Annotated in this window: 14 protein-coding genes; 4 read left to right on the forward strand and 10 right to left on the reverse strand. The window is 62.4% G+C overall.

All coding sequences use genetic code 11. From position 1 onward, the window contains the following. Window positions 1-87: 87 nt before the first annotated feature. The 3 genes from E4631_RS14810 to E4631_RS14820 form a co-directional block, all read right to left on the reverse strand. On the reverse strand, window positions 88-1,257 hold the full coding sequence (locus tag E4631_RS14810; RefSeq protein WP_133656511.1) for a PAS domain-containing sensor histidine kinase: 1,170 nt from the start codon (window positions 1,255-1,257) through the stop codon (window positions 88-90). A 136-nt stretch (window positions 1,258-1,393) separates the two neighbouring features. Next, the gene (locus E4631_RS14815; protein WP_133656510.1) at window positions 1,394-2,404 is read right to left on the reverse strand and encodes a glycosyltransferase family 4 protein; all 1,011 of its coding nucleotides are present in this window, start codon (window positions 2,402-2,404) and stop codon (window positions 1,394-1,396) included. Continuing rightward, window positions 2,401-4,698: a glycosyltransferase family 4 protein gene (locus E4631_RS14820; RefSeq protein ID WP_133656509.1), complete on the reverse strand. Its 2,298-nt coding sequence runs from the start codon at window positions 4,696-4,698 to the stop codon at window positions 2,401-2,403. Before E4631_RS14820 ends, E4631_RS14815 begins: the two co-directional genes overlap by 4 nt. 473 nt (window positions 4,699-5,171) lie before the next feature. On the opposite strand from E4631_RS14820, the gene E4631_RS14825 reads away from it, so the two are divergent. Then, window positions 5,172-5,987 (forward strand): DUF6544 family protein, encoded by an 816-nt coding sequence (locus tag E4631_RS14825; RefSeq protein ID WP_133656508.1) that lies wholly within the window; start codon window positions 5,172-5,174, stop codon window positions 5,985-5,987. A gap of 49 nt (window positions 5,988-6,036) precedes the next feature. Here E4631_RS14825 and E4631_RS14830 read toward each other — a convergent pair whose 3' ends face one another. The 5 genes from E4631_RS14830 to E4631_RS14850 form a co-directional block, all read right to left on the reverse strand. Then, window positions 6,037-6,939 carry a universal stress protein gene (locus E4631_RS14830; RefSeq protein WP_133656507.1) on the reverse strand — a complete coding sequence of 301 codons (903 nt, stop codon included), beginning with the start codon at window positions 6,937-6,939 and terminating at the stop codon, window positions 6,037-6,039. Between the two features lie 95 nt (window positions 6,940-7,034). Further along, window positions 7,035-7,877, reverse strand: coding sequence for a universal stress protein (locus tag E4631_RS14835; protein ID WP_133656506.1), 843 nt, complete (start codon window positions 7,875-7,877; stop codon window positions 7,035-7,037). Window positions 7,878-8,038: 161 nt separating this feature from the next. Further along, a complete protein-coding gene (locus tag E4631_RS14840; RefSeq protein ID WP_166647993.1) occupies window positions 8,039-8,902 on the reverse strand; it encodes a universal stress protein in 864 nt (287 codons plus the stop codon). A 43-nt stretch (window positions 8,903-8,945) separates the two neighbouring features. Beyond that, the gene (locus E4631_RS14845) at window positions 8,946-9,764 is read right to left on the reverse strand and encodes a universal stress protein (RefSeq protein WP_133656504.1); all 819 of its coding nucleotides are present in this window, start codon (window positions 9,762-9,764) and stop codon (window positions 8,946-8,948) included. A 209-nt stretch (window positions 9,765-9,973) separates the two neighbouring features. After that, window positions 9,974-10,555, reverse strand: coding sequence for a BON domain-containing protein (locus tag E4631_RS14850; protein WP_133656503.1), 582 nt, complete (start codon window positions 10,553-10,555; stop codon window positions 9,974-9,976). A 557-nt stretch (window positions 10,556-11,112) separates the two neighbouring features. Here E4631_RS14850 and E4631_RS14855 point away from each other — a divergent pair. From E4631_RS14855 to E4631_RS14865, 3 genes are read left to right on the forward strand one after another with little or no spacing between them, the layout of a single operon-like run. Next, window positions 11,113-12,186 (forward strand): PAS domain-containing protein, encoded by a 1,074-nt coding sequence (locus E4631_RS14855; protein WP_166647992.1) that lies wholly within the window; start codon window positions 11,113-11,115, stop codon window positions 12,184-12,186. A gap of 30 nt (window positions 12,187-12,216) precedes the next feature. After that, window positions 12,217-12,621, forward strand: a complete 405-nt coding sequence (locus E4631_RS14860) for a response regulator (RefSeq protein WP_133656501.1) — start codon at window positions 12,217-12,219, stop codon at window positions 12,619-12,621. Between the two features lie 6 nt (window positions 12,622-12,627). After that, a complete protein-coding gene (locus E4631_RS14865; protein WP_133656500.1) occupies window positions 12,628-13,050 on the forward strand; it encodes a two-component system response regulator in 423 nt (140 codons plus the stop codon). Between the two features lie 360 nt (window positions 13,051-13,410). Here E4631_RS14865 and E4631_RS14870 read toward each other — a convergent pair whose 3' ends face one another. Both E4631_RS14870 and E4631_RS14875 read right to left on the reverse strand, forming a co-directional pair. Continuing rightward, window positions 13,411-17,034, reverse strand: coding sequence for a PAS domain S-box protein (locus E4631_RS14870; RefSeq protein WP_133656499.1), 3,624 nt, complete (start codon window positions 17,032-17,034; stop codon window positions 13,411-13,413). A gap of 38 nt (window positions 17,035-17,072) precedes the next feature. Continuing rightward, window positions 17,073-18,419, reverse strand: coding sequence for a sigma-54 dependent transcriptional regulator (locus E4631_RS14875; RefSeq protein WP_133656498.1), 1,347 nt, complete (start codon window positions 18,417-18,419; stop codon window positions 17,073-17,075). Window positions 18,420-18,877 lie beyond the last annotated feature (458 nt).

Raw genomic sequence — 18,877 nt, forward strand, 5'->3', positions numbered from 1 at the left:
GAATGGTTAAAGGAACAGATTAGACGGTCATGCTTCGACAAGCGCAGCATGACCGTCTGACGCGCCTTTCCGTAAAATAGCCCTTGGTTAGAGGTCGATAAAAAAGGTTGTGCCCTCGTTTTCGCGGCTTGTCAGCCCGATGGTGCCGCCGTGCAGCCACACTATTTGCTGGGTGATAAACAGGCCCAGGCCCGTGGTGGCTTCCCCGTGGAGGCCCGCGCGGGCGGCGGCGCTGAACTTATCGAAAATGTGCGCCTGCAGCGCGGGCGCGATGCCCACGCCCGTGTCCTGCACCGTGAGGCGCGCCCGGCCGGCGCGCGCTTCCAGCCGCACCACCACCCGGCCCCCGCTGGGGGTAAATTTCAGGGCATTGCTGAGCAGATTGGCCACCACCCGGCTGAATTTGTTGGGGTTCAGGTTTGCGGTTACTACCTGCGGCGGCAGCTCCAGCACCAGGTCAAGCCCTTTGGTGTGCGCAGTGAGGCGATGCACGGTCAGCTGCGCCTCCAAAAAAGCGTTGAGGTTGGTGGGCTCCTTTTTTAGCTGGGTCGCGTCCAGCTCGCCGAGGTAGAGCACGTCTTTCACGAGCGCATTGGCCTCGGCGCAGGCCTGTTCAATCAGGGCCAACAGCTTGGGGGTTTCGGGTTTGGGGTTGTCCGCGTCCCGCCGTAGCAGCCCGGTTAGCATCTGAATGTGGGTAATCGGGGTTTTTAGGTCGTGGGCCACCAGGTGCAGAATGGTTTCCTGGGCATCGTAGAGGCGCTTCAGAGACGCTTCCAGCTCCCTATGCTCGGTGGTATCGATGAGGGTAGTGTAGCCCAATTCTTGGCCTCCGTCGCAAAACAGAATAGAATAAACCTGGCACCAGAAGGAGGTGCCATCGGTGCGCACCAGGCAGGTGTCGAAGGAAAAGCATGGAATGTGGTGCTTCCACAAGTGCTCCTGCAAGTCGTGCCAGTCGGCGCGGTAGTGTGGGTGGGTAAAGTCGAGGATGCGCCGGCCCTCCACCTCAGCGCGGTGGGTATAGCCCAGCATGGCCACCAGCGCCGCGTTGGCCTGCCGGATGGTCAGGTCGGGGTTAATGATTTTCTGCCCCAGAGGCGAATTCTCGAATAGGGTGCGAAAGCGCACCTGGCTTTGCACATACGCACTGGCGCGTTCTGCCGCTGCCGCCCGGTCGGCCTGCAACTGGTGAAGCTGCGCGCGCAGCGACTGGTTTTCGGCGTTCAGCGAGCGAGACGTAAGGGAAGAGGACATAGCATAGCAGCTGGCTAGGAAGGAGTACGTGGATTACAAAATAGCTAGCAGAAGCTGGGCGCCGGTCCGATGGCGAAGCCATCCGGCCGGTTCACGTGTGAACGATAGCCGCAGGCAACGCTTTGCAATAGGAGCGTTATTCCTTATGCACCAGCTCGTTATACACTGCCAAATAATCGGCCGCCATTTTCTCCTGCGAAAAATTGGCGCTGGCCCAGGCCCGGCAGGCGGCGCGGCTGAGGGCGCCCAGCTGCTGCACGGCCTCCACGGCCTCGCCCACGCTGTCCACCAAAAAGCCGGTTTGCCCGTGCTGAATCAGCTCGGGCATGGCCCCTCGGTTGAAGGCGACAACCGGTGTGCCGCACAGCATGGCTTCGGCCACACTCAGGCCAAACGGCTCGTCGAAATTGATGGGGTGTAATAAGCCTAACGCATTGCCAAGTAGCTTGTTGCGTTGTGCGGGGCCGGCGGCCCCCAGAAACACGATGGTGTCGCTCAGCAGCGGCTCTACCCGCTCGCGGAAGTAGGCCGCGTCTTGCACGATGCCCGCGATGAGCAGGCGCCGGCCGCTGCGCCGGGCTATCTCGATGGCCTCGGCCGTACCCTTGTCGGGGTGAATGCGGCCGAAAAACAGCAGGTAGTCCTCGGGCTGCGCCGTGAAGGTGAAGTCGCTCACCCGCAGGCCGTTGTAGACGGTGGCGGCGTAGGGCAGGCGCGGGCTGCGGTCGGCGTGGCTGATGGAGACGTAGGCCGTGGTGGCGGCGTACTTCTCGTACACGGCCAGAATCTTTTCGGAGGAAAAGCCATGGATGGTCGTCACCAGGGGGGTAGGGATGAGCCGCGAGTAGGTGAGGGGCAGGAAGTCGAAGTGGTTGTGAATGAGGTCGAACTCCTCGGCCCGCTCCATCAGGTGGCTGATGTGCAGGCACTCGGCCACTTTGGCGTCCTGGGTGCGGTTTTCCTCGTAGCCCTGCGGCACCACGGCCGCCAGCGTGCCCGCCGTGGCCGAGTCGGCGGTGGCGAAAAGCGTCACGTCCACGCCCAGCGCCACCAGGCCCTCGGCCACGTTGGACGCCACTTGCTCCCAGGGGCCATAGTGGCGGGGCGGCGTGCGCCAGGCCACGGGGGCGAGCACGGCTACTTTCATACGGCGGCGGTCACTTGCGCCGGGGCGGCGGCCGGCACCGACTGGTCGTATTCGTGCTCCAGCTCCAGGGCCCTGAGCACCGTGAGGTGGGAAATGAGGTAGGCCAGGGTGCTTTCCGCGCCCTGATTGCGGTTGAGGCCGGTTTGCTGCAGGCCGTCGCAGCAGCCCTTGGTTTCCTGGTCGTAGAGGGGCACGCGCAGCAGGTTTTCGCCCAAAAACCACTGGTAGCTGGCAAACATGCGCCGGATAAAATCGGGCTCGTGGGTGGTGCGGTAGGCCTGCAAATACACCAGCACCATGGCCATCGTTTCGATGGCCTGCTGGTCGAACAGCGGCACTTCGCCGTCCTGGTGGTACCAGCCTTCGTTGCCCACGGGGTTCAGGAAGCCGTTGCGAAAACTTACTTCATCCAAAAACGCCAGCGCCTCCAGGGCTACTTCCCGGGCCGGCGCGTGGCCCGTTATTTCGTAGGCGTGCAGCAGGGCCAGGGGCAGAATGGCGTTGTCGTAGGTCAGTTTTTCTTCGAACCAATGCCAGTCGGTGGTGCGGTGGGCAGCGTAGGCGGCCAGCAGCCGCGCCGCGAGCTGGGTCAGCTCTTCTACCAGGGCCTCATCGTCGGGGTGGGCCTGGAGGTAGTAGGCCACGCCAATCATGGTATTGGCCATGCCGCGCAGGTGGTGCAGCTGCTGAAAGTGCGGCACCGAGCGCGCCAAAAGCTCGCCGGCAAACTCGCGGTACGAGTTATTAGGGGCCCGGTGAATGAGGTAGCCCAGGGCCCACACCGTGCGCCCAAACGAATCCTCCGAGCCGATTTCGTCTAGGTATTCCCTTCTGAAAGAGAGGAAGTTGCGAAAATTGCCATCGTCGCGCTGCACGTAGTGAATGTAGCTGAGGTAGATGGGCAGCAGCTCCAGCGCCTCGGGGCTGTTGTGCTGCTGGTAGGCCATCAGGGCCATGATGAGGGCCCGGGAATTATCGTCGAGGCAGTAGCCTTCCTTGAGGTTGGGAATGCCGTACTTGGCGTGCTGCACAATGCCCGTGTCGTCGGTGAGGCGGCGCACGTGGGCCAGGCTGAACTCGGGAATGATTTCGGGGTCTACCAGCGGGCGCGGCGGTAGCTCATTGCCCGCCTCGGGTTGGGCGCAGGCCGCTGCCAGCACGGCCAGATACTCGGCCCCGATTTTGGGCCAGCGCAGGTGCAGGCCGTACTGGTAGGCGTTGTGCTGCAGGGCGGCCAGCTTCTCGGGGTTGGTGAGCAGGTCGTTCACGGTATCGGCCAGCGCGTCGGCATCCTTGAAGGGAAACAGGCGGCCCCGGTCTTCGGCCAGCAGCTCCTGGGCGTGCCAGTAGGGGGTAGAGACGACGGCCGCACCCGCGCCCACGGCATACGAGAGCGTACCGCTGGTAATCTGGGCTTCGTTGGTGTAGGGCGTGATGTAGAGGGTAGCAGCCGTGAGGTAGTTCATCAGCTCGGCTTCTTCCACAAACTTGTTGATAAACACCAGGTGCTTATCTACTTGCAGCTCAATGGCTAGCCGCTTGAGCTGCTCGCGGTACTCCTCGCCCGAGCGCCGCACCACGCCGGGGTGGGTGTTGCCGAGTACCACGTACACCACGTCGGGGTGGTGGGCCACGATGGCCGGCAGGGCCCGAATCACGGTTTCCAGGCCCTTGTTGCGGCTCAGCAGCCCAAAGCTGAACAGCACCCGGCGGTTGCGAAACGGCGCCAGGGTGCGCAGCGGGTTGAGCTTGAGCGCTTCCAAATCGGGCACGCCGTGCTCGATAAGCTGAATTTTCTCCGGCGCGATGTCGTAGATAGCGGTCAGAAAATCGATGCCCCGGCGGCTCATCACCACCAGCCGGGCCGAGCGCCGGGCAATTTCCTGGATAATGATTTTCTGAGTGTGCGAGGGCTCGCGCAGAATGGTGTGCAGTACCGTCACGAGCGGCTTTTCGAGCCGGTGCAGCAGCGGCAGCAGGTAAATGCCGCTCTCGCCGCCAAAAATGCCGAACTCGTGCTCCAGCAGGCACACGTCGGCGTCGCTGGTGTTGAGGTAGGTGGCAGCCTCGATGTAGTCCTTCTGGTCGTCCTGCCGGATAATGACCTTTACCTCGTCGCCATAGGCATACTCGTCTTCGTCATCGGAGTCGTTCATCGCCACGCCGAAGCCGCTTTCCGGCCCGCTCTGGCCCTGCCGGGCAAGGTTGAGCGCAATGGCGCGCACCACGTTCTGGTTGAAGGTGGCCAGGCCGCACTCGCGGGGCAGGTAGGTGGAGATATAAGCGACCTTCATGGACTAGAGGGGGGTAGAGATGAGTAGTTTAGCTCGTTAGGCCGGGCTGCTGCAATGCCGCTTGGCCTGCGGCCTGCTCGCTGATGGCTTTGCGGATGTGGCGACTTAAAATGCTATTTAGTATATGGTTAGCCGAAAGGGCGGTTGGGCTTCCTACAAAGAACCGGCGCGCCGCTGGCAACGGGAATGCTCAACGTCATGCGCCGGCCATGACTTTTGTCAGTGGTATGGGGTAGGGGCCGACGTACACTTGCACCAGGCTGCTTCCAGGAGTAGCAATACGGCACTAGCAAGGGCACTCATGCTCATCTGGCGGCCACTACTCCGATGCCAACCGGGACAACTTTGACCTTTCCCTACCCAACTGCTTGGCTCGCTGTAATCAATTGGCTTTCAAATAAATTCACGTGTTTGCGCTCTTGCTGCTGGTCTACCGGCTGGGGCAGCAGCAGTACTAACGACTACCCCTTGCCATGACCAGAAACGCCCTTCGACTGCTGGCGGGCGCTGCCCTGGCCCTACCCATCTTGGGCATCTTTGCGGCCCGGCGGTTGCGGCGAGATGCGCGGCAGCTGTTTGCCGCCGCCAATGATGGCCCGGAGCGCGTGTATCACGAAGCCCAGCTGGCAGGGCTGCCGCTGCCGGTGCAGCGGTATTTTCGCCAGGTGCTACCCGACGGTCAGCCCTACCTGCGCGGGTTGCGTCTGCGCCACGGTGGGCAGTTCAAAACCGATTTGAAAAAGGCTTGGCTGCCCCTTCAGGGCGAGCAGTACATCACGGCCGACCCGCCTGGCTTCCTCTGGCAGGGCACTACCCGCTGGTTCGTCGCCCGTGATGAGTACGTGGCCGGGCGCGGCGGCCTCACGGTGCGCCTGTTGGGGGCCGTGCCTATTGTGCGCGGCCAGGGCTCCCACTACGACAAGGGCGAGCTGCTGCGCTGGCTGGCCGAAGGCGCCTGGCTGCCCACCGCCCTGCTGCCCGGCCCGCACCTCGCCTGGACGGCCGTGGATGACCAGGCGGCTCGCCTCACGCTCACGCACGCGGGCCAGACGGTAGAATGCCTGATGCGCTTCAATGAGCGGAACGAACTAGCCGCGTGCGAAGCCCTGCGCTACTTCAGCAACACCGAGCTGCAGCCGTGGGAAGGGCGCTTTTCACAGTACCGCCGGCAGCAGGGGGTGCTCGTGCCCTTCGCCGCCGAGGCCAGCTGGGTGATAAACGGGCAGCGCCAGCCCTACGCCCGCTTCTTGGTGCAGGCGCTGGAGCACGACCCGGCCGGGCCATTCTGACCATGCCCCCTGGCGGCTGGCCGCTGGCCGCCAGGAGGCACCCCGGGCGTCAGGCGGTCGGCGTGAGTACGGTGGTGGCAAAGCCGGTGGCCGCGGCAAAGCCGGGCGTTTCGGTAACGGGCACCGATGCTGCCGTGGGCAGCACCAGCACGGGCACCGGGCAGGTTTGCAGGAGCTGGGCCGTGACGCTGCGGTGAAACAAGTCGCCGAGGTAGCTGCGCTGGCGGGCCAGCACCACCACCAAATCGGCGCGCGTGTCGAGGGCGGCGGCCAGCACTCCCTGCGCATAGTGCGCGTGCTGGTAGCCCCGCAGCTCCGGCGTGGGCAGCCCCTCTACCAGCCCACTGGCCTGCACGGCCCGTAGCGCCAGGGCGCAGCCCTCATCATCCTCCACGCCGCTCGAAACGTGGGCCACGATGACCTCGACGCCGGGTAGGGCCAGCAGCGGGCGCAGGGCGTCGGCTGCCGAGGCCAGCGCAAACGGTTCGCGGTCAGCGGCAATGAGGATGCGGCGGGGCGGGTGCTCGGCCGGAGCCTTGGGCGACACCACCAGCAGCGGGAAGCCGCCGGCCCGCAAAATCTCCACGCAGGAGGTGAGCAGGTCGGCGGGGCGGTCCTCATGGGTCTGGCTGAGTACAAAGAGAGCCGGCTGGTAGCGGTGGGCCAAATCCTGGGCCACGGCGGGCAGCAGGTCGGTGGCTACTTCTACCGTGGCCGTGGTCAGGAGCCCTTCGGCTTGCTGGTAGAGAATGGCGGCCGTATCGGTCTGGCGCGTCAGCTCCTGCTGGTGGTAGCCCTGAGCCACCAAATCGTTGGGGTCAAACAGGGAGGCGCGGTTGACGTGCAGCAGCACCAGCTGGCCCTCCATGGCCTGCGCCAGGATGTCGGCATACTGAATGGCGCGGCGGGCGGGCGGGTAGAAACCCGCGAAGACGATGAGGGAAAGAGCCATAAGAAAGGGGTGGGGGGGTAGGGCGAAATAGTCGTTGAGAGAGGCTTCGACAAGCGGACGCCAGGTGAAGCATGACCGTTTTTTTGCATTTCTACTTAATCCAGCCCGTTTTCCTGGGTGGCCAGCAGTAGCACGGGCACCTGCGTATGGCGCAGCACCTCGTCGATGACACTGCCGCCGAACAGCTTGGCTACCCAGCCGTGGCCGGGGTCGAGCAGAACCAGCACCTCGGCCGCAAGCGCTGCCACGGCTTGCTGCAGGCCGGCGGCCTGCGTTTCGGCTACCACCCGGTAGAGGCTGCTGCCGGCCAGGGCCGGAGTCAGGCCGCATTGCTGGGCGGCCGCGAGGCCGTGCCGGCCGGCATCTGGCTCAGTAGGCCGGGCGACGGTGATAGGCACCACGGCGGCATCCAGCGCCACAAGCAATGGGCTGAGGGCCAGGGCTTCGGGTGTGAGCGTAAAAGACTGGTCGCGTACGGCCAGTGCCAGGCAGCGCGGCGGGCGTAGGGCGGCCGTGGGCAGGTTCTCGGGTACCAGCAGCAGCGGGTAGCCCGTTTGGTGGGCCAGCGGCAGGGTGCGGTTGCTGAGCCATTCATCCAGCAGGCCATCGGTGGCCGTGAGGCCCGCGATGAGCAGCAGCGGCCGGTACTGGTCCAGGGCTTGCTGCACGGCCTCGTTCCAATCGGTGGTCACGGTTGTGGCCGTGGCCGGCACGGTCATGGCGGCGGCTACATGTTCCAGGGCGTGGCGCTCCCGCCGCACGTAGCTGGCGTTGGTGGCGTGCATGACCCGGCCTACCCGCGTGGTGGTGGGCGGCGTGGGGTACACGTGCAGCAGGTGCACCTCGGCCCCCAGCGGGGCGGCCAGCACGGCGGCGTAGGCCCGGGCCCGCTCGGCAGCGGGCGACGAATCGGTGAGGACGAGCAGGTTAGGTTTCATAATGACGTAAATTGGAATGAAAGGAGAAGGCCGCCCGCCCGCCTAGTAGCTGAGCGCGGCCCGGATGGTCGGGCGGGCGGTGAGGTTGCCCTGGCCGATGACGCCGCGCAGCCGGTGGTTTTCCAGCACCGGGTGAAAGCAGCAGGTGGCACCGCCGCTTGTCAGCTCATGCGGGGTAGGTAGTCGGGCTGGTCCGGGGCTTCGGCGGGCAGCAGCAACACCGGCACGGGGCAGCCCCGCAGCACCTGCGCCGTGACGCTGCGATGAAACAGCCGGCCCAAAAAGCTGCGGGGCCGGGCAATGAGCACCAGCAAATCGGCCTGCGTCTCGGCCAGCGCGCGCAGCACGCCGGCGGCCGGGTCGTGGTCGATATCGTCGTATAGCGTCAGTGGCACGGCTATCGGCAGGAGCTTGCGCAGCTGCCCGCCCAGCCGCTCATAGCCACCGGGCTGCTCGGCCCCGGTCGGAATGGGCCGAACGTGCATTGCCAAAAAAGCCGCTGGCCAGCTCGCCAGCAGCGGGGCCAGGGCCAGGGCGGCGGCACTAGGGGCAAAATATTCGCCATCGACGGCTACCAGCACGCGGCGCGGCAGGCCGGGAAGCGGGCCGGCTTCGGGCACCAGCAGCAGCGGCTGGTGGGTGGCGCGCAGTATGGGCAGCACGTGGTTGCGCAATAGGTAGTCGAGCACGTCCTGCTCGGGGCTCAGGCTCATGGCCAGCAGCAGCGGCTGGTGCTGCGCAATGGCTTCCTGCACGGCCTCGGCCATGGGGTCCGTGAGCACCGTTGCTTCGGCGGGCGCGGGCAGGCGGTGGGCCAGCGCCTGCAAAGCATCTTTCGTTTCGGTCTGCAGCCGGGGGAAATGCGGCACTGGCACCGACGCCATGCCGGAGGCAAGCATGGAGGGCTGGTACACATTAACCAGCTCCAGGCGCACGTGCAGCGGCGCCCCCAGCACGGCGGCGTAGCGGGCAGCCTGCTCCGCCGCCTCGGAGAGATTGACTAAGACAACAAAGGAAGGATTCATAGCAAAAAATCTGAGTGAGAAGCCCTTGCAAACAACCGGGGAGCTAGTCTTCGGCGGGTAGCACCAGCACCGGAATGGGACTGCGCTCCAGCAGCTGCGCCGTAACGCTGCGATGAAACAGGCTGCCCAGCAGGCTGTGGCGGCGGGCCACCACCACCAGCATGTCGGCATCCTGCTGGGCGGCTTCGGCCAGCACGCCGCCCACTACCGAGTGGTTGTACACTTCGCAGAGCTGGCTAGGGGGTAGCTCCTCGGTAAGGTCGTTGGCGGCCACGGTGCGGAGGATAGTTTCGGCCCCCAGGCGGGCGTGGCTGTCGTCGGCTACCCGCACCACGGCCAGCGTGCCGTCGGCCACGTGCAGCAGCTGCCGGAGCACGTCCTGGTGCGGGAGCAGCTCAAACGGCTCGCCGTCTACCGCCAGCAGCAGGCGCCGGGGCGGGAAGGCATCCCAGCCGGGGGCCGGCACTACCAGCAGGGGGTAGGGCACGGTGGTGAGCAGGTCCATGGCCGTGCCGGTCATGATTTCCACGGGCGTATCGGCCCCGCCGGGTCGGCCCAGCACCAGCAGCAGGGGGTTGTGGTGGCGCACGGCGGCGCGTACGGCCTCGGTCAGCTCCTGTTCCGATACATCGACCTGGGTGGGCACAGGCTGCTCGGCGGCCAGCGTTTGCAGGGCCTGGTCGGTGGCGTGGTCGCTGATGGGCGAGTAGGGGTTGTCGTCGACTGGGGCCAGCAGCACGTCGTGGCGGGCGTGCAGCAGCACCAGCTCCGCTTTCAGGGGTACTGCCAGCCCGGCAGCGTAGGACAGCGCCCGGGTGGTGACGGCGTAAAAATCGGTCAGTACAACAAGGGGAGAGGTCATAGAAGTAGAGGAAAAAGTGGACGAATGAAAACCTGTGGACCGCTAGCCCATTGAGCTGCCGCGGCAAGCGGAATGCTTCGCGGCGCCCGGCGTGTCGGGCTGGCTCCGCGCTCAACCCGCTGTAATCGTACTGTTCTTCTACTGCTGTCATGGCGTCGCCGTCCTGCTCCAGCCGCCGGCGGGCCGGGCCTGGGTGCTACCCGGCTGGTCTAGCGGCTGTCGGCATCGGGCACCAAGCGCTTGGGCCGTATTTTCAGTAGGTTATGCACGTCGTACACCCCCACCACGTGGCGGGCGTCGTGCTCCGCTCCCTGGCGGGCGCGCAGGCTGCTCACCGTGCCGGCCAGCGTCACGATGCCTTCATGGGCCTGCACCAGTGTTTCGGAGCCGAGTGAGTTGCGGTAGAGGGCTACGCGCACGGCGTTGACGATGGCCTCGTCGGTGCGGGGCGAGCGCTTGCCGCGCCGCGGCTTGCTGCCCCGCGCCCGGCAGGCCACCAGCAAGTCGCGGGCATCTACGCGGCAGGCCCCGGTCTGGTAAGCCATGGCGATGGTGTGGTTCTTTTCCGTAGCCGTGCTCACTGTGCCCGATAGGTGCACCACCTGCTCGTGGGTGCGCACCTCTACCAGGGAGCTGTTCACCCGGATATCCCAGTCGAGCAGCTCCCGGATTTGCGTGCTGATTTCCGCATCAGAATTCAGGATTTGGCCCTTTTGAACGGTCAGGCGCTTGGTCACGAAGGCGGTGATGGCCAGGCGGGTGGGGAGGGGTAGGCGCGAGGTCGTTGTCATGAGCAGGCGGGTTAAGGTATCACTCAGCGAAGGGCTTTGTACAAAAGTCCCCCAAGGTGATGGCCAGCCCTATGACAATAATTGCGGCATCAGATGACATTCGTCAAGTGAAGAAAGAATGAAGAAATTCCGTCCTACCCCTGCCCCAGCCACCCGGCCAGCCTCAGCAGCTAACTAGCCTGAGGCGAGCTAGTGATAAGTGCTACAGGTGAAAGCAACCGCTTTGCCGGGTTAAGCCTGATGCTTATCGAAAACGGCCCTGTTCGAATTTCCTTACCGAGAGTTTTTTATTCTCACTCTCGTGCTACCCCCTTTATGAAAAGCAGAAACATAAATAAATTATATTGTTTTTAATATAAGCTTTACTCTGAGTGGTGGCCTGCGGTGCTACCGGCTGTTGCAGTGCAAACCCAAGGCGCCGCTGCGCCGGGGCCGAGTAGCCGCATAGCATGCTGTGGGACAGCAAGAAGCCAGAAGTTCGGGGTATCTTGTCGTTTGCTGCCAGCCCAAGGGCCATCGGCATAACTTGCTCGCTCTTAATTTGCTACTCAAAGCTTATGGCCCAACTTACTTCCATAGCTGACCCAGCAATCCGGTTTCGGGCCTTGTTTGAGAATACTCCCGAACTGATTCTCTACCAGAACGAGGCGTCCATCATCCTGGATGCCAACCCGGCCTTTCTCGCGCTAGTCGAGAAGCCGAAGGAAGAGGTCCTTCACCACAACTACGCGGACTTTCTACCCCCGGACGTGCAGCCCATATTCCAGGAAAAGCTTCGGGAGGCGTTTACCGGCCACACCGTGCGCTTCGAGGTGTACACCGCGCAGGGAAAATCTGCTCCCCGGCACTGGGACGTGGTTAAAGTGCCGTTAATCGAGCAGGGCAAAGTGATTGGGGTACACATGGTTGCGCGGGACATCACCGAAAAGGCGCAAGCGCAGGAAGAGATATTTGTCCAAAACCGCGACCTCCAGCAGTTTACCTACATCGTTGCGCACAACCTGCGTGCCCCCCTGGCCAGCGCCCTCGGGCTGGTAGACCTGCTGGGCACGGAAGAACCGGGCTCGGCCTACTTTGAGGAAACGCGCACCTACCTGGAGGCCAGCCTGCACCAACTCGACCTGGTGCTGCGGGACATGAACACCATCCTTTCGGTGCGCGACAAGCTGGGCCTGGCCGAGTCGGAGGCGGTGCCCCTGGCCGAGGTCGCCCATCAGGTGGTACAAAACCTGCGCGAGGTTCTGGCGCAGTGCGGCGGCACCGTGCGGATAGACATTCCCGCCGACCTGCGGGTGGGGGCCAACCGGGCCTACCTCTACAGTATTTTTTTCAACCTGCTCAGCAACGCCATCAAGTACCGCGCCGACGAGCGGCCCTTGCACGTCGCCATCACGGCCACGGGCGGTGGAGCGCAGGAAACGGCGATTGTGGCCGCCGATAACGGCTCGGGCTTCGACCAGGAGCTGGCGGGCGATGACGTATTCAAGCTTTACAAACGGTTCCATATCGACCGTCCGGGCCGTGGCGTGGGCTTGTACCTAATCAAAACCCATGTCGAGAGCATGGGCGGGCGCATCACGGTGCACAGCAAAGTGGGGGAGGGCACCCGCTTCTCCATTCTGTTGCCTTAATTAAAAACAGCCACTATTCTCATATTACAAATGGACACTATTCTCATTGACGACGACCCGACGAGCATATTTTTAACTACGCGCCTGTTGAAACGCGAAGGGCAACCCGCCGACACGGTGAAATCTTTTCGTTCTCCGGTGGACGCGGTGGCTTTTTTCCGGAAGCAGGCACCCACTGGCTCCCTACCCCACGTTGTGCTCCTGGACCTGAACATGCCCCTGCTTAGCGGCTGGGAGGTGTTGGAGGCACTCAAGCCATTGGAAGTAAGCTTGTTGGGCAAGAGCGCGTTTTATATCCTAACCTCTTCCCTGGCTCTCGCTGACATGGCCCGCGCCAAGGGATACCCCTTGGTGGCGGGCGTATTGCACAAACCGCTGGATAGGGCGGAAATTCAGACGATTCAAGCCCGGGTTCAGGAAACAATGCCTTCCTAATTGCTTATGCTGCAAGGCCCTGCCGTGCTGCTCGTAGACGATGACGCGGCCACGAACTACTACAACCAGCGCCTATTGGAGCGAATGCAGGTGAGCCAGGAAGTGCTGGTAGCCAGTACGGCCGAAGACGCGCTGGCCATCCTCCAAGCCCGCTGTGCACACCCTGTGACGGCCGCCTGCCCTACCTTGATTTTGCTGGACTTCAACATGCCGCTGCGCAACGGCTTTGAGTTCCTGCGCGTCTTTACCCGGCTGTACCCCGCTTTGCCGCAGTCATTCGTTATCGTCCTGCTCACTACGTTGCCTCTCGACCCCGGCCTGGTGCAGAGTCAATACCTGCCCGTCACGGAGGTGCTGACCAAGCCCCTGACGCCGGAGGCCGTCAATTATTTGATAAGCAATTACTTCGGTACACCTGCGGCAACCTGATTTCTGGAGGCAGGTTTTATAGAGTAGGGGTGCCCAAACCAGGAATGGCGAGTACTAAGTTTGACCAGACTTTTTTTGAACCGGCTGCTCTTCTTGTGCTGGCGGGCGCCTACCCCCCCTTCCGCAGGGTATAGCGGTAGTGGCTGTCAAGGCCAGCAACTACCTGGGTCAGGGCTTCGCTTCCAAAGACAGTGCGAAATGCCGCCGTTGCTTTAAGCTGCTCGCTGTACTGCTCGCGCTCACATTACCTAGCGAGCCAAAGCCCGGTAGTAGCGGCGTTAATTGGCGTGGTTTCCAGGTTAGGGCACACAGAGGCACGCAGTAGAGAGGCAAAATTTTGCGTCTCTACTGCGTGCCTCTCTACTTGGAAACCACTGCGGGCACTTCGTCACGGCGAAGGGTTTCCAGCTCGGCGCTCATATCGGCCAGCACCTGGCGCAGCAGCAGGTCGCTGCTTTCTACCAGCGGTTGCAAGTCATCGTAGCTAAAAGGGCCTTCCCAGTTTTCGAGGCTGTCCATGAGCGCTACGGCGGCCTGAATCTGGAGATGCATCAGGCTAGGGCGCAGCTTGTGGGCCGTGGCTTGCAGGCCCGCCACGTCGCCCACTTCGAGGTCGCGGTCGAGGTCACGGAGGGCGTTGTAGGTGCTGTCGATGAAGGTTTGCAGCATGGAGAGCACAAATTTCTGGTTGCCCCGCGCGGTATTCAGTAAGATATCCAGCTTGTACAGCGCCGGGCTGGCGCCGGGAAGGAGGGCCGGCGGCGCCTCGGCGGCGGTAGTGGTACTGGGCTGCGGTCGCAGCACCCAGTCGTGCACCAGCTGCAGCAGCTCGTCTTCGTAAAAGGGCTTGGTGAGGTAGTCGTTCATGCCGGCCGCCAGGCACTTTTCCTTCTCGCCGTTGATGGCCGAAGCGGTGAGCGCGATGATGGGCGTCGTCAGCCCTAGCTCCTGGCGCAGGTACCGGGTAGCCTGAAAGCCATCCATCACGGGCATCTGCACATCCATCAGAATAAGGTCGAACTTCTGCTTGCCCACGCAGGCGATGGCCTCCGCGCCGTGCTCGGCCTCCGTCACCTCGATGTGCGCGTTATGTAGAAAGGTCTTGGCCAGCAAGCGGTTGTACTTGTTGTCTTCTACCAGCAGCACGTGCTTGCCGCGTAGCTCCTGCGAGTTGGTAATGGCCACCGACTTGCGCTGCGGCAGGTCGTGGACCGTGCCGACGGGCAAAAACAGGCAGAAGTGCGTGCTGGTACCCTGGTGCTTCTCGCTCTCAATGTTGAGCTCGCCGCCCATCAGCCGCACCAGGCTGCGGCTGATGCTCAGGCCCAACCCCGTGCCACCAAACTTGCGGGTGATAGACGGGTCTTCCTGGCTGAACTCCTGGAAGATATTGTGCAGGTAAGCCGGGTCGATGCCGATGCCCGTATCGGAAACCGAAAAGGCCACGATGACCTGCCCGTTGATGTAGCCGGCTACGTCGCACTCCACCCGTATCGTTCCTTTCTCGGTGAATTTCACCGAGTTGCTGGCCAGGTTCAGCAGCACCTGCGTGATGCGGTAGGGGTCGCCGAGCACCACGTTGGGCACGAGCGGGCTCACCCAGGTTTCGAAGTGCAGGCCTTTTTCCTCTACCTTATACAGCATCGTTTTGGCTACTTGCTCGCAGAGCCGGTCCACGTTGAAGCCCACCTGCTCAATGGTCATCTTGCCCGCATCGAGCTTCGAAAGGTCCAGAATATCGTTGATGATAACGAGCAGGTTCTGGGCCGAGGTGGTAATGGCGTGCAGGTAATTGCGCTGGCGCGGGGCCAGTGTAGTCTTGGCCAGCAGCTGGCTCATACCCAGGATGGCGTTCATGGGCGTACGGATTTCGTGGCTCATGTTAGCCAGGAATAATTCCTTGACCTTGGCCGAATCCTCCGCCAGCTGCTTCGCCTCACGAAGGCTGTTTTCCAGCTGCTTCTGGCGGGTAATGTCGAGGTTGATGCCAATAGTGCCGTACACCTGCTTATCGTCGCCGTAGAGTGGCGCAGCCCCGATGAAGAGCCACTTGCGCTCGCCCTGCTTGGTAGTTATTTCCAGCTCATACGAGCCCGAAATGCCCCGGCGGCGCTCGGTTAGCTTATCGGCCATCACGGTTTCGTCGGCGAGCCCTACGATGAGCGGGTGCAGCGGCTGGTGCAGCAGCTCGGCCGCCGGGTAGCCTATCATCTGGCAGTAGCTCTCATTAGCGTGCAGTACCCGGTTGTCGAGGTCCATCTCCACCAGGCCCAGCTGCATGTTGTTGATGATGTTGCGGTACTTTTCCTCCTGCCGCTTCAGGGTTTGCTGGGCATAGTAGCGCTCCGTAATTTCCTTGAACTGCCACAGCTGCCCAATGTCGGTGTCGCCATCGCGAATTGGCACAAACGAGCGCTCCAGAACGCGCCCGTCGCGGAGCGTCACGATGTAGTTGTTTATCACCTTGTTCTCGCGCACAGCCTTTTCGGCAAACTCCAAGAACGCTTCCTCATCCTCAAAAAAGCCCTTAGCCTGCTGCGCCAGGTCCGCGTGCTTCATGCCCACGAGCTGCTCGGGCAAGGTAGTCAGGCCAAAAATCTGGCAGAAAAAGTCATTAACCAGCACAATCCGGTCGTGCTCATCAACCAGCACAATGCCGCGCTGCAAGCTGGCAATCGTCGTTGAGAGCCGCAACGCGGCGGCGGCTAGCTCGGCGGCGGCCTTTTTGCTGGCCGAAATATCGATGCTCACGCCCGTTACCAGCACGGGTTGGCCCAGCTCGTCGCGCTGCGTGATGAGGCCCCGGTTCAGCACCCACTTGTACGACCCGTTCCGGCAGCGCAGGCGGTGCTCGGCAGAAAAGACAGCCGTGTGGCCCGCCTGGTACTCTTCCCAGTGCCGGCCCACCATTGCCAGGTCGTCGGGGTGCGTGTAGGCGTCCCAATTAAAGTCTTTTCCCTGCTGTTCGACGGGGTCATAGCCTATCAGGGTCCAGAACTCGGGCGAGAGCACGCTGCTCAGCGTGCGGCAGTCAAATTCCCAGCTGCCATCACCCAGCCCATCTACCGCCAGGTGCTGGCGCAGCTGGCTATGGCGGGCAGCCTCTTCGGCTTGCTTCTGCGACGTAATATCCCGAATAATACCGCTGTACACGGCCCCGTGCGCATCGCGGTAGGACAGAACCGAATCGCCGCGCCACCAGATAAGCGGCCGCCCCGGCACCACCAGCCTACCCTCAAAGCGCCACGGTGCCGTGCTGCCTTCCGCCGTGGCCTCCGCCACCGATTCGAGCCACCGGGCCTGGTCGTCGGGGTGAATCAGGCGGTACAGGCTGCCAGCATCGCCCGGGGTCACGCCAAATAGCTCGTGCATTTTGGCGCAGGCGAAGAGCGACGTAAACGTGCCATCCAGGTTTTTGCGCCAGCGGTACAGTACGCCCGGCACCTGCTCGGCTAGCTCGCGGTAGCGCTTTTCGCTTTCGGCCAGGGCCAGCTGGTCGCACTTTTCCTGAAAAATGTCTTCCAGCAGGCCAATGAATGTGCACTCGGATGGGCTGGCCGCGCAAACCGGCTGCAGGTGCACGCGCAGCCAGCTGCCCGCGTGGCTGGAGCATGGGGCGGCCAGGTCAAACTGAAAGCTGGTGCCCCCCGCCAAGCCATGCGTAAGCAGCCGCTGCGAAGCCTCGCTGAGCACGGGCTGGCCCGGCAAGCTACCCAGGTACTGGCCCTGAAGCTCGGCCAGCGCGCAGCCGCAGCGAGCCAGAAAGCTGGTATTGGCCCACGTGAGGCGGCCTTGCGCATCGGTCGTTATCACGCCGGCAAATAAGCCGGGCAGCTGCGTCAGGAAGTTGGAAATGCCCACGAGCGGGCCCGCCACCGGCGCCTCGGCAGCTGCCAAGCGCTCGCGCAGCCGGGCTATTTCGGCGTCGCGCCGGCGCAGGGCGTGCCGCCACGCCACGGCAGACGGGGTAGTTTTAGAAACCATAAACAAGTGCAGCAGCGCAGCAAAAAATAGCCGGCGGGTTAAACCTCGCCGTCTTGTATCATTTTGTAAATCGTAGACTTGCCTACTTCCAGCTTCTGCGCTATTAGCGGCACATTGTCTTGGTACTTGTCCAGGTAGTGCCGCACGATGGTGCGGGTGTACTCGCGCAGCGTGCGCTCCGAGTCAAGAAAGCCGGCCTCGCGCCCGGCCGGCGCAAACGCGATGTCGGCGGCGTCAATCTCGTGGCCGTTGCTGAGTACGGCCGCCAGCTCAATGATGGTTTTCAGCTCGCGTACGTTGCCGGGATACTGATAGGCTTGCAGCTTGTCCTGGGCGGCGGGTGCGAGGGCCAGGGGCGGCTTCTGGTACTCGCGGCAAAACTCATCCACGAAGTGCTTGGCCAGAAACAGCACATCGGAACCGCGCTCGCGCAGCGGCGGCAGCACCAGCGGCAGCCCAATGATGCGGTAGTATAAGTCCTCCCGAAAGTTGTTGTGGCGTACCTCTTCCGACAGGTTTTTGTGAGTGGCCGTGATGAGACGCACGTCGAGCTTAATGCGCTCGTTGCCCCCTACGCGCTGCAACTCGCGCTCTTGCAGCACCCGCAGCAGCTTCGATTGAATGGCGGGGTTCAAATCGCCGATTTCGTCCAGAAACAGCGTGCCGCCGTTGGCCTCCTCAAACTTGCCGATTTTGCGGGCCACCGCGCCGGTAAACGCGCCTTTCTCGTGCCCAAACAGCTCGCTCTCCAGCAGCTCGGCCGGAATGGCGGCCATGTTGACCGCCACAAAGGGCTTTTTGTGCCGCCCCGATTTCATGTGAATAGCCTTGGCTACCAGCTCCTTGCCGGTACCCGTTTCCCCCATCACCGACACGTTTATGGGCGTTTGGGCGGCTTTTTCCATCAGGCCAAACAGCTTCTGGATGGCCGCGCTGTGGCCTTTCAGGATTTTGCTAAAGTCATACTTATCCTGCAGCTCGTCTTCCAGGCGCTTCACCTGCTCGCGTAGGGCGCTGGTTTCGCGCAGCTTCTGAATAGCGTTCCAGAGCAGGTCTTTCGTGTTGTCGTCCTTTACCAGGTAGTCGGCAGCGCCCGCCTTGAGCAGCTGCACGGCCGTCGCAATCTTGCTCTGCGCACTGATGATGACGACCGGCACCTCGGGCCAGCGCTGGCGCAGCCGGCCCAGCAGCTTATCGCCGCTGGTGTCGGGTAAGGAGAAGTCAATCGTGACTACGTCGGGCCGCAAGTGCATGTTATCCAGGCATTCCTGGCCCGAGGTCCACAGGTGTACTGTATCGTCGGGGTTGAGCGAAAGATGATAGTGCAGCAATTGGCCGTACCACGGGTCATCCTCCACAATAAATATGGTAAAGGGAGTATCCATTCGTAATTGTAAGCTCTTCTAAATCAAGCGCAGGCGCCAGCTGCCAGCCAACTCGGCCAGCGATTAACCCGGCAGGCCTGCGCCTACCCAGCCCATGAGGCCCGTGGGCTAGAAAGCCGCCGAGCTGGGAATAGAAGTACTTAAGAAATGAACGCCACCTATCAGCGACGGATTGGCAAATTGGCCCGGAGCCAATGCTAACGTCGCCGTAAAGCAGTACTTAGAAGGGACATTAGAAGACATTGGGCGGGATTTAAACAGGAGAGCTAGTGATAGAATAACTTGTAAAATAATTTACAGATAGTAGCCTTGTAACAATTCGCACTTCTAAGATACTGCATAAGTAATAGGAAAGATTAAAAAATGGTTGATGAGAGAAATTAAACCGTTTTATTTTCAGCATCTTGGCTACTGGAAAGCTGGCTTCATTTGCTAGCTTGTCATAAGTAAATACTTTG

This window comes from Hymenobacter sp. UV11 (assembly GCF_004684095.1).
Taxonomy (GTDB): domain Bacteria; phylum Bacteroidota; class Bacteroidia; order Cytophagales; family Hymenobacteraceae; genus Hymenobacter.